The sequence below is a fragment of the Brevibacterium antiquum genome (genome assembly GCF_016107655.1).
GTDB classification, from domain to species: domain Bacteria; phylum Actinomycetota; class Actinomycetes; order Actinomycetales; family Brevibacteriaceae; genus Brevibacterium; species Brevibacterium antiquum.
Genome location: NZ_JABASX010000015.1, coordinates 26054 through 46236 on the forward strand (window position 1 = coordinate 26054; position 20183 = coordinate 46236).

Below are 20183 nucleotides of genomic sequence, written 5' to 3' on the forward strand. Positions count from 1 at the left end.
CTGGTCCAGCAGCGAGAATAAGGGAAGCACAATCTGTGTGAAATCTATCCTCAGCGGTGACTGTAGCCGACAAGCCGGCTTTTTGCATCCAGTATCACTATTTGAACAATCAACCAGTCTTATGGGGTCGATGAAGGGATCCGAACAGAGGCAAGGGGCAGCTTCGAGCAACGGGCCGCTTCGAGGCAATAGTCACGCTGGCGGCAACAGACAAGCTGACGACAATGGAGAAGCGTCAGGCTGGAAGTCAGGCCTTGAGCACTCGGAAGGTGCTCAGCTTCGGATCGACTCCGCCGCGGACGTGTCCCGATGGGCTCGCCGCCACGGCCTGCAGGAACTCGACGGTCTCCGCGGTGATCTCCTCACCGGGGAGGACATTCGGGATTCCGGGTGGGTACGCGGCCAGCGAGCTGACGCTGGTTCGGCCGACAGCCTCGGCGGCGGGGACGAGCTCGGAATCCGCGAAGTACGCATCACGCGGCAGGGCAACCAGCTTTCCGGGGCTCGGCAGCGCCGGGATCCCGGCCGGAGCTGTCGCAGCATCGGCCGGCCCGTCGTTCTCGTGTTCGAGGCGCATCTGGTCCAGGGCATCGAAGAGTCGGCTGAGGTCGGGGGACTTGCCGATGCCGATGAGGACGACGATCGTCGTGGCCGTCGCCATCTCGGCGAAGATGTCGAATTCCTCGGTCAGGCGCTTGCGCACGGCATGGCCGTCGAGTCCCGTCGAGGTGATGTCGATGGGCAGGCGGAAGGGGTCGATGTCGACGACATCGGCATGATTCATGAAGTCCCCGGAGAGCAGATGGTAATGCTCGGAGCCCTCGATCCGGGCACGGATCTGGCGGATGTTCTCCAGTGAATCGGAGATCGCATCATGCGAGTTCACGAGATCGCGGCGGGCGATGTCGATCGATGCCATCAGGTGGGCGTTTTCACTGGTCGAGGCCGTCATCATGAATGCACGGGCCAAGGCCGGCTCGAGACGGTTCGCAAATTCGGTGTCGCCGAGGTGGAGCAGAGCTGACTGCGTGAACGATCCGGCAAGTTTGTGGGTGCTCATGATGACGATGTCGGCGCCCAGCGTCACCGGGGATTCCGGCAGGTCGGGATGGAATCCGAAGTGCGCGCCCCATGCGGCGTCGATGATGAGGGCGGCTCCGGCTTCGTGAGCGACCTCGGCCAGTGCCCTGACATCGGCGACGGCACCGAAGTAGCTGGGCGTCACGAGGTAGACGGCGCTGACCTTTTCGGTGTGTGAGGCGATGGCTTGACGCAGTGAGTCCGGGGTGACTCCGTGGGCGATGCCGTTGACCTCGTCGACGTTGGGATAGACGAAACCGGGGTTGAGACCGGCCAGCACGATGCCGTCGATGAAGCTCGAATGGGCGCTGCGCTGGGTGACGACTCCCGTACCCAGGGTGCCGATCGCCAGTGCTGCCATACGGTTGCCCTGCGAGGAGCCATTGGTGAGGAACCAGGTTCGCCGCGCGCCCCAGGCCTCGGCGGCCAGCTGCAGGGCTTCGTCCTTCGGGGTGTCGACACCGAGGTCGATGCCGTCGAAGAGCGGGGGGATGTCCAGGGAGAGGGTGTGCTCGCCGAAGAACTCGGCCTGACCTGCAGAGATTCCCGTGGTGGTGCCGCCGTGTCCGGGGGTGGACAAGAACAGCGAGTCACGTGCTGCCGCCGCCTGCAGCGCATCGGCATAGGGCGCGTGGGTCGTCGCGTTCCCCGGGAATGCCGGATGATCTGAGACGGAGGTCATGGGGGAATCCTGGTGCACGGTCATGAATCCAGATTAGGGAACGGACCCTTGCCGGGAGAATACCAAGTTTCCTAAACTGATGAATACACAGTATTGATCTATTGCTCGGAGAATGATGGAAACTCTCGATACCCGAGGGCTCTCGGCCCTGCGTGCGATCGCCGAGACAGGCTCGGTCGCAGCGGCGGCGACCACACTGGGGTGGAGCCAACCCACGGTGAACCATCATCTGCGCAATCTGGAGAGGACTCTGGGGTCGACGCTGATCGAGAGGAGTCCGCGCGGATCGCATCCGACGGTTGTGGGCAACCTCGTCGTCTCCCGAGCGATCGAAATCCTGGGTCTCTGCGATCGCCTCGGTGACGAGGTGGCTCTGTGGCGCGAGGCCCAGGCCGTCCCGGTCAGGATCGGGGCTGTGCCGACGGTCGGTGCGCGAGTGATTCCGAAGCTGCACAACCAGCTGCAGAGACGACCGCGCTGGCAGGCCCACGACGAGATGGCCGCCGCGAACCCGGCCCCGGCAGAGACGACCACCGCTGCCCTCGACGTGACCATGGATGAGCATGCGAAGCTCGTCGCCAGGCTGGAGGCCGGAGACCTCGATCTGGCGCTGCTCGTCTCGACCGACATCGACAGAACCTGGATTCCCTCGACCCTGACCGCGAGGCACCTGTATTCGGAGCAGCTCTTCCTCTGTGTGCCGAAGTCCGTGGACCCGATCGCCCTCGACGCCCACGGCATGCCCGACCTCACCTCACTCGTGTCCCAGACGTGGGCGTTCAGCATCGATCCTGGTGATGCCATCGACGAGGTGGTCAGGTCGTTCTGTGTCGCCGCCGGGTTCGAGCCTCGGGTGGGGATGAGGATGGATGACTATGCGGCGATCATCCGCATGATCGCAGCGGGGCTGGCGGTCGCGGTGATCCCTGATTCCTCTGTGCCGGAGGACCCGACGGTCGAGATCATCCCGATGCCGATGGACGCCTGCCGCCGCGACGTGCTCCTCGTGTCCCGTGCCCGGGCGGCGGAGTCGAGTAAGAAGGTCTCGCGGCATGACCCGATCGTCGCCGCCCACAACGCCGCCATCGCCGAGGTGGTCGCCGACGTCGGGGTCGTCACCGCACAGTGGCGGTGACGATCGTTGTGTGGTTGTGACTGGTCAGTGCGGCTGCCAGGCGTCTTCGATCGCGACCTTCTCGGTCACCTCGACGGGCAGGGACTTCGAGGCCAGCGCCTCGATGGTCACCTGTTCGAGGACGTCGCGCAGGGCGAACCTGGCCGCGATCCACACCTGCTGGAGGGACTCGGCGGCATCGTCGTACTCGACGGCTTCCGGGCGCTGCCCGTAGATCGAGACCAGGGGGCCGTCGACGGCCCGGATGACGTCGGCGATGGTGGTGGCGCTCGCTGGCCTCGTCAGTTTCCAGCCCCCGGATTTGCCGCGGACGGAGGCCACGATCTCGACTCTGCGCAGGTCGGCGAGGATTGCCTGGAGGAATCCCTTGGGGATGCCCTGTCGCTTTCCCAGTTCGTCGGCGCTGATGGGTCCACCGTCGCTGACGTTGGCGATCTCGATCAGGGCGCGCAGCGCATAGTCGGATTTCGTGGTGACCCGCATGCCGTCATAGTAACAGCGGGTTCAGCTTCAGCTGCCCGCGCTGACCTCGACCTCGGCCTCCTGGGCGGCTTCTGCGCGCCGAGTTCTGCGCTCGTTCCGTACAGCCTGAACGATGAGGGCGATCCAGACGGCCGCGAGCACCACGAGGATGGTCGAGACGATGGCGGTCGAGGCGCCGAGCGCCAGGGCGATGGTGCGTGCGTTGGTGAGGATGATGATTCCACCGGCTGCGATAGCGAGGACCCGAGCCGGAAGGATCTTGACCAGCCAGGCGGCGAAGGGGGCGGCGATGATTCCGCCGATCAGCAGGGCGGCCGCGATGGACCACTCGATGCCCGAGGAGCCGAGGGCGAACAGGAACCCGAGCGAGCCGCCGACCGCGACGACGAATTCGCTGGTGTCGATCGAGCCGACGACCTTGCGCGGCTCGAGCCGGCCAGAGGACAGGAGCGTGGTGGTTCCGACTGGCCCCCAGCCGCCTCCGCCGATGGAGTCGAGTGCACCGCCGATGAGACCGACGGGGACGAGGAGCTTCGGGCCCGGACGTCCTTTGAAGGTGGGGCGGCGGCCGCCGAGGGCGAGGAAGCGCCAGATCACATAGACGCCGAGGAGCAGCAGAATGCCCGAGATCCACGGTGTGGCCGCGTCACCGCTGAGGCCGGCGAGGAATGTGGCGCCGGCGAAGGCTCCGATGAAGCCGGGTACCGCGAGGGTCGAGACCGTCTTCCAGTCGACATTGCCGAACTTGTGGTGCGAGATCCCGGAGACCAGCGAGGTGCCGATCTCGGAGAAGTGCACCGCCGCCGAGGCGGTTGCCGGGGCGATCCCGGCCGCGAGCAGCAGGGTCGTCGACGTCACCCCATAGGCCATGCCGAGGGAGCCGTCGATGAGTTGGGCAAGGAGCCCGACGAGTCCGAGGACGATGAGTTGGCGCATAGTGGTGACCTTTCAGCATGCCGACGATTGTTGAGCAATTCGATCGATGCCAACAATACCCACTAAGTCCATCGGATTACTAGACTATGAATTTCTGTGACGTTTCCGGACCTTTCGCGTCACAGTGCCAACACCGCAGGAACGGTCAGGACGGCGACGTAGTACCCCATGAACTGGACGCCGGCGTGCATGCCGATCATGCGATTGAACAGGCCGCCGACCAGGCCCACGGTGATGGTCACACCGAGCGCGAGCAGCCCGCCTTCGTAGAGGCAGATGACGCAGATCAGCGCGGCGAAGCCTGCGATGATCGCCTCGTGGGAGACCGATTTCATCACCCAGGTAGCAGCCCGGTGGGCGTTTCTCATCACGAACGGATAGGCCACTGCAATCGCGATGACTGCGGCGATGACCGAGAAGAGCGCGAACTCACCGGTCGACAGCAGATCGTGCAGGTTGTTCGTCTCACCCGTCTCCGCGTCAAGAGTGTAGACGGGCGGAGCGTTGAACAGTGGTGCTGCCGGGCCCGCGGCCATGGGTGAGAGCGGAAGCCCGATGGCGATCAGCGGTATCAGGGTCTCGGCGATGTAGGTCGACTCGGTGGTTCCGTTCCTCACGGACACGACCGTTGTCAGCCGATGGAAGCCGTTCTTGATCCGGCTGCCGGCGATCTCACCCATGAGCACCGCCATGGCGACGGGTGAGAAGACGAAGGTTGCGCTGGTGATGACGGCCGAACCGCTGGTGTAGGCCAACTGCTTCCGGTCCAGGACTGTGAAAGGGTTCGGCAACCTTGCACCACCGGCAGGTCGGACGTCGGGAGCGAGGTCGAACTCACGCTTGCCTGTCTGCGTCATCGATCGACGCCCTGCGGGAGACAGAGCAGAGAACAGATCATAGATGAGCGGGCCGGTCGCAATGCCCAGGAAGAAGGAGGTTGTGAAGGTCGCATCCTTCTGTTCGAGGATGAATGCCTGCAGCCCGACGATGATGAGGACGAAGGGAATCAGTGCGACGACTGCCGCCAGCTTTCCCTTCGAGGTATACGCGACGAGAATGGCCGCCGCGATGAAGATCCACGGTGCTGCGGCACCGATGGCCTCAGCGAACGGAGTGAGGACCAGGGCGAAGAGAATCGACAGCGGAATCGCGATGATCACCGAGATGACGCCGCCCGATATGGCCTTCTGCAGGGCGATATGAGGCACTCCGAGAGAACGCAGCAGCTGCGCTTCTCGCAGCATCGGCACTGCGGTGGTGTCGCCGGGTATCCCCAACAGCGTTGTGGGCACGGCGTGAGAGATGTGCTTGGCGATGATCGCTGCGAGGAAGAAGGCGATGACACCGGCCGGCGGCACACCGATGAGGATGACGAGCAGTGCCAGGGGTGCGACGATCGCTGTCTCGTCGGTGCCTGAGATGAGGCCGATTCCGGTGAAGAGCACTGCAGCCAGCAGAGCCATGCCGATTGCCCACAGGATCGGTTCGATGAGGTCCGCGCTCACAGCTGTGCACCCTTCGCTCGGTTCTCATGATTCTCGACCAGGGCGTCGAAGAGCCCGAGTGCTCGGATCTCTTCCTGCACTGCCGGTTTGAGATCGCGAGGGTCACCCAGGTCTCCGTACTCTTCGACGACTTCGTCGATAACTTCCTGCCGGTTGCGCGTGTCAGCCTCTGATTCATTGATCACTCGCTTGGGCCTGAATAGTATTCCGGAGATCACAGCACCGACGATGCAGCCCACGATCCCGATCAGGAGGGCATAGGAATGCCCCAGTTCCGGATCGCCGGTGGTCGTGAAGAAGTGGTCGGAGATGAGGAACGCCGGTACCGCCACCCCGATCCCGATGGCAATGCTGCCGACAAGGTGTTTCGAGTCGACGGTGTCATTCCAGACTTCGAGCAGCTGTGGCATCTTCGCCTACCTTCTGTTGATGAACGGTCTGTGGATGAACGGTGGTGCTACTGATTGACGATGGCCGCCGAGGTGGCCGAGGCCAGTGGCTTGCCGAGCTGCTGACCCAGCCACTGGCTTGTCTCTGCGACCGCGCGGATGTCGGCTCCGGTCGAGATTCCCAGGCCCTGAAGCATCCACAGGAGATCCTCGGTTGCCAGGTTACCGGTCGCCGAACCCGCGAACGGGCAGCCTCCGACGCCACCGGCAGAAGCGTCGAACTCACTCACTCCGAGCTGGAGGGCGGCGAAGACGTTCGCCAGCGCCTGACCGTAGGTGTTGTGAGTGTGCAGTGCGATCGCGTCGACGGGGACGCCGCTGTCGATCAGTGCCTGCAGGACAGCAGTCACGTGTCCAGGTGTTGCAGTGCCGATCGTATCTCCGAGCGAGATCGACGAGCAGCCGGCCTCCAGCAGCTGCGCAGCCGCGGTGACCACGCGTTGCGGATCCACTGGACCTTCCCAGGGGTCGCCGAAGACCATGGACAGATACCCGCGGGCGCGCATCCCCACCGAGGTGGCCGCAGCCGCCACATCAAGGTTGCGTGCCGTGGTCACCTCGAGGCTGTCGCCGAGGTTGGCCCGAGAGAACGACTCCGTGACACTGACGAAGACGGCGACGTCTTTGGCCCCGGCCGCCCTGGCATCGTCGAGTCCGCGTCGGTTGGGAACGAGGACCGGATAGGAGATGTCCGAGTCGAGGTCGAGCACGTCGAGAACTGAGCGGGTGTCGGCCATCTGCGGAACGGCCCGAGGAGACACGAAGCTGCCTGCTTCGATGGTTCTCAGACCGGCACCGGCCAGTCGGGAGATGAGCTGCGCACGCGTCTCGGCGGGCAGAGTGACTGATTCGGCTTGGAGGCCGTCCCGTGCGCTGACCTCGTAGACCCTGACCTGAGTCGGCAGCGTGTCATGGGTGAACACCTGAGGGAGCGAGTCCATCATTTCGATCCACCTGAGCGAAGCTCGGCGAGGATGGCCTGAACTCGGTCGAAGCGGAAGGTCTTCTCGTCGATGAGCCTCTTCACGATGGCCTTGGATTCCTCGGCAGTGGCGCCGGCAGACACGGCGAGGTTCTTCGCATGCAGCGACATGTGGCCGCGCTGGACACCTTCGGTGGCAAGGACTCGCAGGGCCGCCAGATTCTGCGCCAGCCCTGCGGCGACGATGATTTCGGCCAGATCTTTCGCCGTGCTCACCTCGGCGATCTGGAGTGCGGTTCTGGCCGCAGGGTGGACCTTCGTGGCACCGCCCACGAGGCCGACGGGCATCGGCATCTCGAGGTTGCCGACGAGGTTGCCCTCGGCATTCTTCTCGAACGTGGACAGTGAGGTGTAACGACCGTCGATGAGGGCATGCGAATGGGCCCCGGCTTCCACAGCGCGAGTGTCATTGCCGGTGGCCAGGACGACGGCGGAGATGCCGTTCATGATGCCTTTGTTGTGTGTGGCGGCTCGGTACGGGTCGGCTGCGGCCAACTCATAGGCGTGGAGGATGTTGTCGACGACCTCGGCGCCTCCCAGCAGCTCCTTGTCGAAGACCGCGCGTGCTCGGCTCAGACGCAGATCGGCCTTATTCGTCAGGATTCGCAGGAGTGCGTCACCTTCGGCGATCGCCGCGAGGCTGCTTGAGACGGCCTCTGCCATGGTATTGACCGCATTGGCCCCCATGGCGTCGCGGACGTCGACGTGGAGGTGGACGACGACGTAGGTTGCCGACTTCGCCTCGACGAGACGGACATCGAGGCCCTTGACGCCTCCGCCGACCTCGACGAGCTTCGGATCCTGGGCATTGGCCAGGTCGATGATCTCCTCCTGGCGTTCGAAGATGCGAGACCGGGCGGCATGGGGGTCTGCCACATTGATGAGCTGGATCTGCGCCTGCATGATCGGCTGAGATGAGCTGGTGAAGAACCCGCCCTGGGGGCGTGCCATCCGGGCGGCGTTGCTGGCAGCGGCGATGACCGAAGCCTCTTCGGTGGCCATGGGTACGAGGACATCGGTGCCGTTGATCGTGAAGTTCGTGGCAGTTCCCAAGGGCAGGGAGAAGACGCCGAAGACGTTCTCACTCAGGTTCGCGGCCTGTTCGGGGCCGAATGCAGTCGCATCGATCTGGGCGAACACCTCGGTGTCGAGCCCGGTTGCCTCGGCTACTGCCGTGCGACGTTCGTTGACCGACATATTGCGGAAGTCGGCGATACGACTGTTCTCTGCCATTGTGTGTCTCCTGTCGAGTCTTCTTCGAGTCTGCATCTGCCGACTGCGGCTGCCGAAAGCGGCCGAGCTGGGCCGGTCAGAACGTTCGCGCAGAGTAATTCCGCGCAGGGTTCAGTCAAACACTTCGGGACTCGATCGCCTATGGCCGTTATGGCCATTGATATCTCCAGCCACTAGCTGGATCGGCCAGGGTGGGTGGCTCGTGCCTGGCTGCATTCAGATCTTCTGCTGGAGCTGATCCAGACGGAGTGCGACGTGGAGGCGGAACGCATATTCGGGTGCACGCCAGTCGGTGTCGAGTACCGTGTCGATGCGCTCCAGGCGCAGCTTGACGGTGTTGACGTGAACCGAGAGAGCGGCGGCGGTGCGGCTGACGCTGCTGCTGTGGTCGAAGTATGTGCGCAGTGTGGTGACCAGATCGGCCGATTGTCTCCGGTCCCATCGTCGGAGGGGGCCGAGCATGCGCTCCATGAACTGTCCGACGTGTTCGGGGGCCGAGCCGAACATGGCTGTGTAGGGAGCGAAGTCCTCGGCAGGACACACGCCTCTGGTGATCGAAAGCGAATTGAGGACACGCACGCACGACCACAGCTCGTCCTCTGCGGTGCGCAGCTCCGAACGCTGGAAACCGGTGTCGGAGACGACGACCAGGCAGTTGCGCAGGACTTCTGAGGCTGTGAGCAGCTCCTCCAGCTGTGTCCGGGTTCGATGAGCCGAACGGGGCAGCAGCACTGTCAGCCCAGGGGAGCGCTGGGTCATGAGAATCCGCGGCTCGATCCGAGTCAGGTACGAGCCGATGCGGTCGAAGTCGTTGGGACCGGCTTCGACTACTATCAGCTGCCAAGGGCCGAGGAGGGTGAAGTTGCTGGAGCGTGCTCGCGCTCGCAGCTCGTCCAGACTTCTGGTGTCGGCGATCAGATCGACGGCCAGTTCGCCGCGCACACGGTTCTCGGCGTCGGCACGTGAGAGCTCGTTCATCTGGATGAGGGCCAGGGACTGTGCAGCCTGAGCGACGATGCTGTGGTCGCCGTCTTTCGGGTCGTTGTGGAAGCGCACGAACAGTCCGCTGTGCTGACGTCTGTTCGACGCCACCGAAGCGGCGATGAGCCGCTTGGCCTGAGCAATCTGTACGCTGCGCCCGGTGCGGCGACTGGTGTCTATGGCCGCATGGATGTCTTCTCGACTCAGGTCGACTTCGGCGAGGAAACCCTCGTCCGCTGGGAATTCGGGGGAGTCGAGGCTCCAGTTGTCGACGATGAGCACCTCGGCGCGGAGAGTTTCGGCGATGACGTTGGTGACGGCTGCAACACCGTGGCCCTGCAGCACCAACTGGGTCAGCTGCTCTTCGACCTCGACGAGTCGCTGCAGTGTATTCGCTTTGGCCGCAGCCAGTTCTTCTGCGGCAGCTGACAGCGCGGCCGCCTCGGCGAGTTCGCCCATGAGTCGTGCGGTCTTGAGAATCACCGAGGCATGGTCTGCCAGGGCGGAGAGCAGAGTGATCTCATCTGCTCCGAAGTCATGGGGGTAGCGATTCGCCGCGAACAGGGCGCCGAGTACTTCACCGTCGACGACCATCGGCACTCCGAGGAGTGACTCCATGCCTTCGGCCTTGACCGCTGAGTCCACACGCCGCTCATGAGGCAGCTGGGTCAGGTCATAGTCCGAGGTCCAGTGGGCCGCGCGGTCGCGGACGACCCGGCCTGCAAGTCCGACTCCCGGTGGCACCCGGAGAGCTGGGAGTCGGAGCGAGATCGCCCCGCGACTGGCTCTGACGTTGAGCTCGTCGGTTTCGGGGTTGTATTCGGAGAGGTAGGCGATGTCGCAGCCGATCAGCGACTTGGCTCGGTCGACGAGCTTCTGCAGAAGGCGTTTCGTGTCTCTGACCTGGATGAGCTCCGAGGCGCTTTCGAGCAGAGCTGAGCGTTCATGGTCCTTCTGGCGCCAGCGAACCATGGTCGTGGACAGATCGAGCAGCGAGTCGATGAGGGCCGACTGCCGCCCGAGTTCTGATTCCAAAGAGCTGCGATCGACGGGGTTGCCGCGCGCGATCAGGCTGATCGCCCGTGCGACGGATTCCACTGCTGCTGTCTCCGGTCCTGCTGTGCGCTCCGTCATGGGGCCATTATCTCAGCCCGGACCACCAGACCACGTGCCCTGGCAAGCTCACCCCGCTGCGGGGGACATCTCCTTGACGGTCGGCAGTTCGCAGGTGCTGCTCGCCTTCTGCTGGTACCCGGAGAGGAACTCGCCGAGGCGGTTGATCGATTCGTCCAGCACCTCGACGGAGGGCAGGGTCACGAGCCGGAAGTGGTCCGGGCGTGACCAGTTGAAGGCCGAGCCGTGGGAGACGAGGATCTTCTGCTCGCGCAGCAGATCGAGCGCGAACTGTTCGTCATCGACGATGTCGAACTTCTCGACGTCGAGTTTGGCGAACATGTAGAGCGCGCCGCTGGCCCGATGTGCAGAGACGCCGTCAATGGAGTTCAGCCCCTCGTGTGCGAGATTCATCTGCGCACCGAGTCGACCCTGAGGCAGGACGAGGTCCTCGATTGACTGCTTGCCGCCCAGGGCAGCCTGGATCGCGTGCTGAGCGGGAACGTTCGCACACATGCGCATATTGGCCAGGAGCTTGATCCCCTCAAGGTAGCTCTTCGCCTCGGACAGCGGTCCGGTGATGGCCAGCCAGCCGGCGCGGTATCCGGCGATCCGGTAGGCCTTCGACAGACCGGAGTAGGTCAGGCACAGTACATCGTCGCCGGTGAGCGTGGCCATATTGACCATTTCGACATCGTCGTAGGTGATTTTCTCGTAGATCTCGTCGGCGAAGATGATGAGGTCGTGGCGACGGGCGATGTCGACGATCTTCTTCAGGGTCTCACGCGAATAGACGGCGCCGGTGGGGTTGTTCGGGTTGATGACGACGATGCCGCGGGTGTTCTCGGTGATCTTCGATTCGAGGTCGTCGAGGTCGGGCTGCCAGGCGGTGGCCTCGTCGCACAGGTAGTGCTTGGGCGTGCCGCCGGAGAGCGCGACCGATGCCGTCCACAGGGGGTAGTCCGGGCTGGGAACGAGGATCTCGTCGCCGGGGTTGCACAGCGCCTGCAGGGACAGGGTGATGAGTTCGCTGACTCCGTTGCCCAGGAACACCTCGGAGGTGTCCAGATTGTGGATGCCGCGGGTCTCGTAGTACTGGACCACGGCCCGGCGCCCGGAGAGGATTCCGCGCGAATCGGAATAACCCTGCGCAACGGGAAGCTGCTTGACCATGTCATGGACGATCGCTTCGGGGGCTTCGAATCCGAAGGGGGCGGGGTTGCCGATATTGAGCTTGAGGATGGTGTGGCCCTTGGCTTCCATCGCCTCGGCCTCTTCGAGGACGGGTCCCCGAATGTCATAGAGGACGTTGGCCAATTTCGACGACTGCCTGTACATGGGAACCGTGAGAACCTTTCGATGCGACGTTTGCTGATACCGCTATTACCACGCTATGGCCCTCGCCGAGGTGGTTCTGACCAATCAGAGGCCCGTTTCGTGAACCTTTGACCGGTTTTCGGATTGTTTGCCAGACCTTTCGTCACACGGGTCACTTGACGTGGGCCAGCATCGAGAGGCGAACCCTCATACTTGCTGTCGGTCGCTGCGCAGCATGCCGAAGATGAGCGTGTCGCTCCATTCGCCCTTTGACCACCAGTCCTGCCGCAGGTGAGCCTCCTGTCGCATGCCGATGCGTGAGGCCATCCTCGCCGAGGCGGTGTTTCGGGCATCCATCTGAGCGACGACTCGATGGAGGCCGTCGTGGGCGAAGGCGGCATTGAGCATGGCGATGGCGGCTTCGGTGGCGAATCCGTGGCCACTGGCTGCGGGATTGAGCACCCAGCCGATCTCGGCCTTCTCCGATGACTCTCCGTCGAACCAGATCGCGATGTCGCCGATGACGACCGAGCCTTCGATGCCCTCGAGCCCGTCCGCGGTTTCGATGACCAGTGCGAGTGCGCGAGCCTCGGTGTCCAGGCCGGTTCTCGGAATGCGCTTGGATACCTCGGCCCGCGCCACCTCGGCGGTCCACGGCTCGCAGAGGAGAAACTGTGCGACGTCTTCGCGGGAGTAGATGGGCAGCAGCGCCTCAGTATCGGACTCCCGATACGTGCGCAGGTGCAGGCGGTCGGTGGTCAGCGGCAGAGACAGCTCCTGCGGAATCATGCGTCTAACGCAACCATGAGTCCCGGGTGTGCGCAAGGGGTTGTACGGTCCACGCCGACCGTCTGCAAGGACTTCATATCGGTGACAAATGGCATCATCAGGCCCGACTGGCTCTGAGTCCTCCCCGCTAAGCTGAGGAGCATGGTCGAGTCAGAATCCGCGCCCCGTCGCAGGGGGCGTCCGCGGAAGGGACAGAGCGGGGACACCCGGGCGATGATCGCCGAGGCGGCCGCCGCCGAATTCTCCGAAAAGGGATACGAAACGGCGAGCATGCGTGGCATCGCCCGCCGCGCCGAAGTCGATCCGGCGCTCGTCCACCACTATTTCGACACGAAAGCGGCCCTGTTCGCTGACGTCGTCAAGCTCCCAGTCCGGCCCGACAAGATCATCGCTGCGGCCCTCGATGCTCCCCTTCCCGAACTCGGTGCTTCGATCGCCCGCACGGTGCTGCTCGCGTGGGAGGACCCGAAGGTCAAACCCGTGGGCGTGACGATTCTGCGTTCGGTCGTCAACGGGTCGGCGGCCGGAAAACTCGTCCGTCAGTTCCTGCTGCGCGAACTCATGTCCGCGATTGCCCAGCGCCTCGAGAAATCGGGCATCGAAACCGTGCAGGCGCAGCAGCGGGCCTCGATGGTCCTCTCTCAGATCGCCGGGGTGCTCATTCTCAGGCATGTCGTCATGGTCGAACCACTGACCTCCAGCCCGATCGAGGAGGTCATCGCTCACGTCGTTCCCGCGGTGCAGGGTCATATCGAGGGGCGCCGGGCAGAGCGCTGAAGGGACCTCGTCGTCCTCGTGGTCCCGCCTCGGGCCGGTTGCCGGCTCACGCTCTTGACGTGAGCGGCCTGGAAGCGTCTAATTCATCATATGATGAATAACGCGATCGAGACGCGCGGTCTGCGAATTTATCGGGGTCGAACCACAGTCATCGACGGCCTCGATCTCACGGTGCCCGGCGGAGCGATCGTCGGTCTGCTCGGGCCCAGCGGCAGCGGCAAGACGACTCTCATGCGGGCCGTCGTCGGGGTGCAGATTCTGGCCGGCGGATCGGTGAATGTCTTCGGTCAGAGCGCGGGGAGCGCATCGCTTCGGCACCGAGTCGGCTACATGACTCAGCGGGCCAGCATCTATGACGATCTGTCCGTGCGGCAGAACCTCCGCTACTTCGCTCGCGTTCAGGGCGCTCCTCGTTCGGATGTCGAAAGGGTCATCGATCGCACGGATCTGTCCGGGCAGGCCGATCGTTTGGCCAGGTCCCTCTCCGGCGGGCAGGCCAGCCGGGTCTCGCTGGCGGCAGCGATGCTCGGCTCGCCGGACCTGCTCGTACTCGATGAACCCACCGTCGGCCTCGACCCTGTGCTGCGCGGGGATCTGTGGGCCATCTTCCGCAGACTCGCCGAGGAGGGGACGACCCTCCTCGTGTCGAGTCACGTGATGGACGAGGCGACTCGCTGCGATCGACTCCTGCTCATGCGTGAGGGCGATCTCATCGCGGACACGACCCCAGAGCAGCTTCTGACGACCACTGGTGCCGACACGGCCGAAGACGCGTTTCTGCGGATCATCGAGACCGACGACGCTGGACCGAATCACTCAATCGGCGGTCGCGGTGGCCGTCGTGCCTCGCGATCAGGACGTCTGTCTCCCACACGTCTGCTTGCCGTTGGGAAGGGCCGGGTTCAGCGGAAGAAGGGGCCACAATGACTCCGATGCGAACCCTGGCCACAGCCGGACGCGTGCTGCTCCAAATCCGCAACGATCCACGCACTATCGCTCTGCTCCTCGTCGTACCCAGCCTCCTCATCGGGCTCGTGGCCTGGATCTTCGATGAGACCGAGGTATTCGCGACAATCGGCCCGGCGATGCTCGCGCTCTTTCCCTTCATCGTGATGTTCCTCGTCACGAGCATCTCCACCTTGCGCGAACGCCGCAGCGGCACGCTCGAGCGACTGCTGTCGATGCCCTTGGGCCGCGGTGACTTCATCCTCGGCTACACGCTCGCCTTCGGGATCCTCGCCGTGGTCCAGACCGCTGTCGCCGTCGCCTATGCCACGCTGGTGTGCGGTCTCGAGATCGAGGGATCCGTATGGATGCTCTTCGTCGTCGCGATCGCTGATGCTCTGCTGGGTACGTCGCTGGGACTGCTCGCAAGCGCCTTCGCCCGCACCGAATTCCAGGTTGTGCAGTTCATGCCTGCGCTCGTTTTTCCCCAGATCCTCCTCGGCGGCATCTTCCTGCCCCGTGATCAGCTGCCCGAGGTGCTCGAGACCATCGGCGACTGGCTGCCGCTCTCACACGCGATCGATGCGCTCACGGCAGTCGCGAGCGGCGATGAGGATTCCAGCTACATCTTGCTGCGCATCCTCTTCATCGGATGGTGGATTCTCGCCGCGATCATCATCGGTTCGCTGACGCTGCGACGGCGCACGCAGTAGTACGGCTGACGCGCCTTGAGGGTCGCTGCGAGACACACCCTCCCGTCTGCTGTGCCGCAGAGCACCCATCTAGCCGAAACTACTTCTTCGGCCTGCTCAGGGCCCGTTTCCACGACAGCTTGGGCCCCGACTGCAGGATGGAACGTTCGAAGATCCGGGTCGCCAGCAGCAGAGCCAGGATCGTGGTGATCGCGAGGATGAGCAGGGAGACGAGCGGCTCCCACCATTCGATGGTGCCGAGGAAGATGCGCATCGGGACCGCGACCGCCGCGGAGAAGGGGATGTAGGACATCACCGCCATCACCGTCTCGTTGGACGAGAAGAGGATGACGGCCATATAGGGCAGGACGATGAGCATCATGATCGGGCTGGATCTCGAGCCCAGGTCCTCCGTCCGGGAGACCATCGAAGTGGCCGCGGCGTAGAGGGAGGCGATCATGACGAACCCGACGATGAAGAGCGGGATGAACCAGGCGATGGGCTCCGTGACCTTGCCGAGGACCAGATCGTTCCCTCCGATGGCGGCCCCGATGAGGACTGAGAGCGCAGTCAGGCCGATCTGTGCGAAGGCGAGGATCGAGCACACAAGCACCTTGCCGAACATCAGCACCTTCGCCGAGGTGGAGGCGAGGAGAATCTCGACGATCCGCGACTGCTTCTCCTCCACCGCCGAGGAGGCGATGGTCGTTCCGAAGGTCACCGCCGACATGAAGAACACGAGCCCGAGGCCCAACCCGATCAGGTACGTGAGCCCCGGCCGGTCATGTTCGCTCCCCGATGCCTCCAGACATCTCGGCAATGGCCATTGCCTACAGGCCGATGGCTACGATCGGATCGGTGGTCGGCTGGTCTGAACCGCCCTTGGGTTCCACAGTGACGCCGAACAGACTTCCTTCGGCGAAAGGCTCATCGGCGATGGTCACCGGTGCGTTCGTCATCAGCCCCACACTCTCGGGGCCCTCATTGCCGATCACCCACATCTGCAGGGATTTTCCTGCAGGAGAGACTTCGACGTCGCGAGGACTGAAGCGAATGAGCTGTTCCTTCTCGGACGAGACCACAGTGACCGATCCGCCCTCGGGCAGCTCGGCAGTGCTGGTTTTCAGATCGCCGGCTTCCATGAGACGAGCGGAGTCGTCGAGCTGTTGCTGAGCAGCTGCCAGTTCGTCTTCCAGCTCGTTCTGCTTCTGCCAGGAACTCACTCCGACGCCGGCGGCGACGATGACAGCGGCAGCGGCGGCAGCCATCGGCACCCAGGGGCGGCGCTTCCGACGGTGCTCGGCCAGGTCGGCAGGCGGTGGTGCGTCCGAGGACGACTGATTGTCTGCCTGCGGTGCGGGTTGAGCCGGAGCGTTGAGCTGAGTCGGTGCTGATGACTGAGTCTGCTGCTGTTCAGAACCAGCCTGTTCCAGTCTCTGTGGTTTCGCGGCAACATCCTCTTGAGCATGTGTGCTCGGGATGGCGAGAATTGCGTTCCGGGTGGTTGCACTGATGGGTTCAGGGGCATCAGGGACTGAAGATTCAGACGCTTCTGGATCGGATTCGGCCATGAGCGCCATGGTGTCTTCATACTCGGCGACCTCGGAACGGAAATCAGCGTCGGTGTCTGCGAGAGCCTGCGCCTCGGCAAGCTCAGCTTCGCTGAGTCCACCCAGAGCCAGCCCGGCAGCCAGATAGTCGCGATCGGCACTCATCGGCGTACCTCCAACTCTTCTCGCAGCTTTTTCATTCCGTCTCTGATTCGTGACTTGATGGTGCCGAGAGGCACCTTGAGATTCTCCGAAATCTCAGCGTGGGTCAGGCCCTGGTAGAAGGCCATGACGATGGGTTGTGCCTGGTCCTCGGGAAGGATCTTCAGCGCTGTGACGGTTCTGTCCGACTCGGATCGATCGATGACCGTCTGTTCGACCTGCTCGCCCTCTTCCGTCGACGATCTCAGGCCGTCGGCGTAGTCGCGATCCTGTTGTGCCTGAACACTGCGGACGCAGTCGATGGCTCTCCTGCGGCACAGTGTGATCAGCCATGCCCTGCCTGTCCCACGTTGTGGGTCGAACCCGGAGCACCGGGTCCACACTTCGGTGAAGCATTCCTGGAGCACCTCCTCAGCGAGCGACTGACTTCTCACAATCCGCAGGATCACAGCCATGAGTATGCGCGATTGTGCCACGAAGAGTTCTTCGAAAGCGGACCTGTCACCGGCGGCGATCCGCAGCAGCTGGTCGCTGCTCGGGTCTGGCGCTGTGGTGACGGTGCCGTCTGACGCTCGGGCATCATATCCCGGGGGCCCATGGCCTGGAGCCGAAGGATCATCTGAACTCATTGTCCAATCATGTCATCCGATCGGCTTCTGTTCTTCGGTTGTCCACACATCGTATGAAAGTTGTCCACACATCGTATGAAAAAGGTGGTGGCCAAGGGCCGATCCGAGATGTCGAAATCGGTCCTTGGCCACTGCCTCGTGAAGCTCTGGTGTCACTTAGAGGGCATCATCACACTGTCGACCATGTACACGGTGGCATTCGAGGTGGCCACGCCACCGCAGACCAGGCCGGCATCGTCGAACTTGAGGTCGTCTCCTTCACCGGAGATCGTCACCTTCGAACCTTCGACGGTTTCGTGCTCACCGGCGATCTCGTCGGGGGACAGCTTTCCTGGGATGACGTGATAGGTGAGAACCTTGGTCAGCATGTCCGAATCCTTGGCCAGCGCATCCAGGTCGTCCTTGGGTACGTCGCCGAAGGCATCATCGGTGGGTGCGATGACGGTGAACTCGTCTCCATTGAGAGTGTCGACGAGGTCGACGTCGGGATTGAGCTTGCCCGAAACGGCCTTGGTCAGGGTCTTGAGCATCGGGTTGTTCGATGCCGCTGTGGCGACAGGGTCCTGTGCCATTCCTTCGACCGATCCGCCGCCCTTGGGATTGGCCTCGGCGTAGGCGGCACAGTCCGGTCCGACGAGATCCCCGCCGGCCATGGCGTCGTCGCCCGACTCTTCTGATGCGGCAGGGCTTTCCGCAGTATCACTGGACTTGGTCTCGGTATCACCGGACTCGGAGTCGGAACCCATGTCCGAGCAGCCGCTCAGAGCCATAAGACCGATCGCGCCGGCGGCCAGGATGGTGGTGGTGCGATTGCGAAGCAGCGTTTTCATCGTTCTTCTCCTAATTGAGGTAATGCATCAACGGTGGTGCGTATCAGCGCACAGCTTTGAAGTTGCCTTCATTGCTCGCTGTGTACCTGGTATTCGCAGCCCGTCTGGTTCTGGATGGGTGAATTTCAAAGATTCTTTGGACGTCCTTTTCACGGAGCCCTCTGCGATACCTTCGGACCTGCGCAGATCGGCCCCAGCCTCCGCCTGAATGGGGAGTCTGGGGCCGTGAGGGTGTGGTCCGGTGAGTGACTGAGGATCGCTCTACTCGACACTGAACTGGATGTGGTGGTGACCGGTCGCGGAGTTGGGAATGGACTTCCTGCGCTTTGGGGTCTGGACGTTTCCGTCCTGATCGATCGCACGCACCGTGACGGTATGCAATCCGGAATCGACGTCGCTGAAACCCGTCTTCCACTGGCGCCAGGTATCGATATTGACCTCATCGCCGAGTTCCGCCGAGGTCCATTCCCTGTCGTCGAGTTTCACATCGACTCGCTTGATGCCGCTGCGCTGCGCCCATGCCGTGCCAGCGACGGCCACATCACCGGCAGGCACCTTGGCCAAGGGCTTCGGCACTTCTACCCTCGACGCGACGAGGATGGGCGCCTTGGCATCCCACCCCCGATCAGTCCAATAGGCGGTCTTCTCATCGAAACGAGTGACTTCGAGTTCGGTGACCCACTTGGTGGCCGAGACGAAACCGTAGAGTCCGGGAACGACGAGGCGGGCGGGGAAGCCGTGTTCGGGAGGAAGCGGACTGCCGTTCATTGCAACGGCCAGCAGGGAGTCCCGGCCATCAGTGAGGGCTTCGATCGGCGTCGAGGCCGAAAACCCGTCGATCGAATGGGAAAGTACCATGTCTGCGTCCTTGTTCGGCTTCGCCCGGCGCAGCAGCTCACGCACGGGATAGCCCAACCAGGTGGCGTTGCCGACCAGGTCACCTCCGACAGGATTGGAGACGCAGGTGAGTGTGATGTGGTGCTCGTCGAGGGGAAGATCGAGCAGATCGTCCATCGTCAAGGTCACCTCCGACTCGACCATGCCATGGATTCTCAGCGACCATTCCTCGGGATCGATGACCGGAGGAGCCAGCGCCGTATCGATGCGATAGAAGTCCTCCGGATCCGTGATGAAGGGTGCGAGGCCCTTGACATCGGGATGCGCCGAGGCGGGGATCGGGGGAGCCTTCTTGGCAGGTGATGGCAGCACCAGTTTGGCCACCGCGGCTCCCGCATCCAGAGTCAATGCGGCCACAGTCTGTCCGGCCGCCATCGCAGCGGCGCCCACTGTCCCGATGATGCCGGTGATGATGAAGAAACGGCGACGAGACGGCTCTGAAGCCGGCGTCTCGGTCGAGTCGGATGAGGACGGTTCGGGTACAGACGAGCCAGTGGGACGGGCAGCTGCAGGGAACCTCCGGGGAGCTGCGGGAGCCGTCCCTTTCTCAGTGCGGCTCATTCCAAAGCTCATCAGGAGACGGAAGACGGCCAGGCCCAGGGCGAGCCCGATGAGCGTCGGGATGATGTCGACGACACTGGACTCGGGGCGGATGAGAATGACGATGATGGGCACCAGCCCGGCCCCACACAGCAGCGCCGTCGCCAGACGGAGCCGGTGAGAGGCCAGCCATCCGATGAGCCCTCCGAGCACCAGCGCGCCGAGACCTGTGGTGAGAATGAGGAAGAGCTTGTCATTGGTGCCGAAGAGGTCGATGACAGGTTTGACGAGACCAGTCGGTGCCAGCGGAATGATCGTCTGACCCAATGCCAGCAGAGGTGCCGCCGGTGGACCGAACGCGCGGGCGATCAGGTCGGCGGCACCGAACAGGACAAGGGTGGCGACGATCCCAGCGAGGGCGGCGCGAAATGGTCTTCTCATGTACAGGTATTCGGAGCGGACGACGATCCGGATGG

General features: G+C 63.4%; 19 protein-coding genes. 4 read left to right on the plus strand and 15 right to left on the minus strand.

Features of this window, described 5'->3' with window-relative positions; genetic code table 11:
- Positions 1–247: 247 nt before the first annotated feature.
- Positions 248–1762: an aminotransferase class I/II-fold pyridoxal phosphate-dependent enzyme gene (locus JFC13_RS18705; protein WP_198398538.1), complete on the minus strand. Its 1515-nt coding sequence runs from the start codon at positions 1760–1762 to the stop codon at positions 248–250.
- Positions 1763–1874: 112 nt separating this feature from the next.
- Here JFC13_RS18705 and JFC13_RS18710 point away from each other — a divergent pair, with 112 nt between their 5' ends.
- A complete protein-coding gene (locus tag JFC13_RS18710) occupies positions 1875–2897 on the plus strand; it encodes a LysR family transcriptional regulator (protein ID WP_232488799.1) in 1023 nt (340 codons plus the stop codon).
- Between the two features lie 24 nt (positions 2898–2921).
- Here JFC13_RS18710 and JFC13_RS18715 read toward each other — a convergent pair whose 3' ends face one another.
- The 9 genes from JFC13_RS18715 to JFC13_RS18755 form a co-directional block, all read right to left on the minus strand.
- Positions 2922–3380: an RrF2 family transcriptional regulator gene (locus tag JFC13_RS18715; RefSeq protein ID WP_198398539.1), complete on the minus strand. Its 459-nt coding sequence runs from the start codon at positions 3378–3380 to the stop codon at positions 2922–2924.
- 27 nt (positions 3381–3407) lie between these two features.
- Positions 3408–4316 carry a sulfite exporter TauE/SafE family protein gene (locus JFC13_RS18720; protein ID WP_198398540.1) on the minus strand — a complete coding sequence of 303 codons (909 nt, stop codon included), beginning with the start codon at positions 4314–4316 and terminating at the stop codon, positions 3408–3410.
- A 119-nt stretch (positions 4317–4435) separates the two neighbouring features.
- Complete coding sequence (locus JFC13_RS18725) at positions 4436–5821, minus strand: tripartite tricarboxylate transporter permease (protein ID WP_332839468.1); 1386 nt, start codon at positions 5819–5821, stop codon at positions 4436–4438.
- Entirely contained in the window at positions 5818–6231 is a 414-nt protein-coding gene (locus JFC13_RS18730) for a hypothetical protein (RefSeq protein WP_198398541.1), read from the minus strand. The genes JFC13_RS18725 and JFC13_RS18730 overlap by 4 nt, the downstream gene beginning before the upstream one ends.
- A 47-nt stretch (positions 6232–6278) precedes the next feature.
- Positions 6279–7214 carry a hydroxymethylglutaryl-CoA lyase gene (locus tag JFC13_RS18735; RefSeq protein WP_332839469.1) on the minus strand — a complete coding sequence of 312 codons (936 nt, stop codon included), beginning with the start codon at positions 7212–7214 and terminating at the stop codon, positions 6279–6281.
- The gene (locus tag JFC13_RS18740; RefSeq protein ID WP_198398542.1) at positions 7211–8521 is read right to left on the minus strand and encodes a hydroxymethylglutaryl-CoA reductase, degradative; all 1311 of its coding nucleotides are present in this window, start codon (positions 8519–8521) and stop codon (positions 7211–7213) included. The genes JFC13_RS18735 and JFC13_RS18740 overlap by 4 nt, the downstream gene beginning before the upstream one ends.
- A gap of 180 nt (positions 8522–8701) precedes the next feature.
- The gene (locus tag JFC13_RS18745) at positions 8702–10600 is read right to left on the minus strand and encodes a helix-turn-helix domain-containing protein (RefSeq protein ID WP_198398543.1); all 1899 of its coding nucleotides are present in this window, start codon (positions 10598–10600) and stop codon (positions 8702–8704) included.
- Between the two features lie 48 nt (positions 10601–10648).
- Positions 10649–11917, minus strand: coding sequence for a pyridoxal phosphate-dependent aminotransferase (locus tag JFC13_RS18750; RefSeq protein WP_198398544.1), 1269 nt, complete (start codon positions 11915–11917; stop codon positions 10649–10651).
- A gap of 186 nt (positions 11918–12103) precedes the next feature.
- Entirely contained in the window at positions 12104–12685 is a 582-nt protein-coding gene (locus JFC13_RS18755; RefSeq protein WP_198398545.1) for a GNAT family N-acetyltransferase, read from the minus strand.
- A 141-nt stretch (positions 12686–12826) separates the two neighbouring features.
- Between JFC13_RS18755 and JFC13_RS18760 the strand changes: the two genes are divergently transcribed.
- The 3 genes from JFC13_RS18760 to JFC13_RS18770 all read left to right on the plus strand — a co-directional run bounded on the left by JFC13_RS18760 (position 12827) and on the right by JFC13_RS18770 (position 15120).
- Positions 12827–13462: a TetR/AcrR family transcriptional regulator gene (locus JFC13_RS18760; protein ID WP_198398546.1), complete on the plus strand. Its 636-nt coding sequence runs from the start codon at positions 12827–12829 to the stop codon at positions 13460–13462.
- Positions 13463–13552: 90 nt separating this feature from the next.
- Complete coding sequence (locus JFC13_RS18765) at positions 13553–14389, plus strand: ABC transporter ATP-binding protein (RefSeq protein WP_198398547.1); 837 nt, start codon at positions 13553–13555, stop codon at positions 14387–14389.
- Positions 14386–15120 (plus strand): ABC transporter permease, encoded by a 735-nt coding sequence (locus tag JFC13_RS18770; protein WP_198398548.1) that lies wholly within the window; start codon positions 14386–14388, stop codon positions 15118–15120. The genes JFC13_RS18765 and JFC13_RS18770 overlap by 4 nt, the downstream gene beginning before the upstream one ends.
- A gap of 79 nt (positions 15121–15199) precedes the next feature.
- On the opposite strand, the gene JFC13_RS18775 is transcribed toward JFC13_RS18770, so the two are convergent.
- From JFC13_RS18775 to JFC13_RS18795, 5 genes are all read right to left on the minus strand, one after another.
- Positions 15200–15919 carry an ABC transporter permease gene (locus JFC13_RS18775; RefSeq protein ID WP_232488801.1) on the minus strand — a complete coding sequence of 240 codons (720 nt, stop codon included), beginning with the start codon at positions 15917–15919 and terminating at the stop codon, positions 15200–15202.
- 10 nt (positions 15920–15929) lie between these two features.
- A complete protein-coding gene (locus tag JFC13_RS18780) occupies positions 15930–16814 on the minus strand; it encodes an anti-sigma factor (RefSeq protein ID WP_198398549.1) in 885 nt (294 codons plus the stop codon).
- A complete protein-coding gene (locus JFC13_RS18785) occupies positions 16811–17440 on the minus strand; it encodes a sigma-70 family RNA polymerase sigma factor (protein ID WP_198398550.1) in 630 nt (209 codons plus the stop codon). The genes JFC13_RS18780 and JFC13_RS18785 overlap by 4 nt, the downstream gene beginning before the upstream one ends.
- Before the next feature lie 152 nt (positions 17441–17592).
- Entirely contained in the window at positions 17593–18270 is a 678-nt protein-coding gene (locus JFC13_RS18790) for a fasciclin domain-containing protein (RefSeq protein WP_198398551.1), read from the minus strand.
- A gap of 261 nt (positions 18271–18531) precedes the next feature.
- Entirely contained in the window at positions 18532–20148 is a 1617-nt protein-coding gene (locus JFC13_RS18795) for a molybdopterin-dependent oxidoreductase (protein WP_198398552.1), read from the minus strand.
- Positions 20149–20183: the final 35 nt, after the last annotated feature.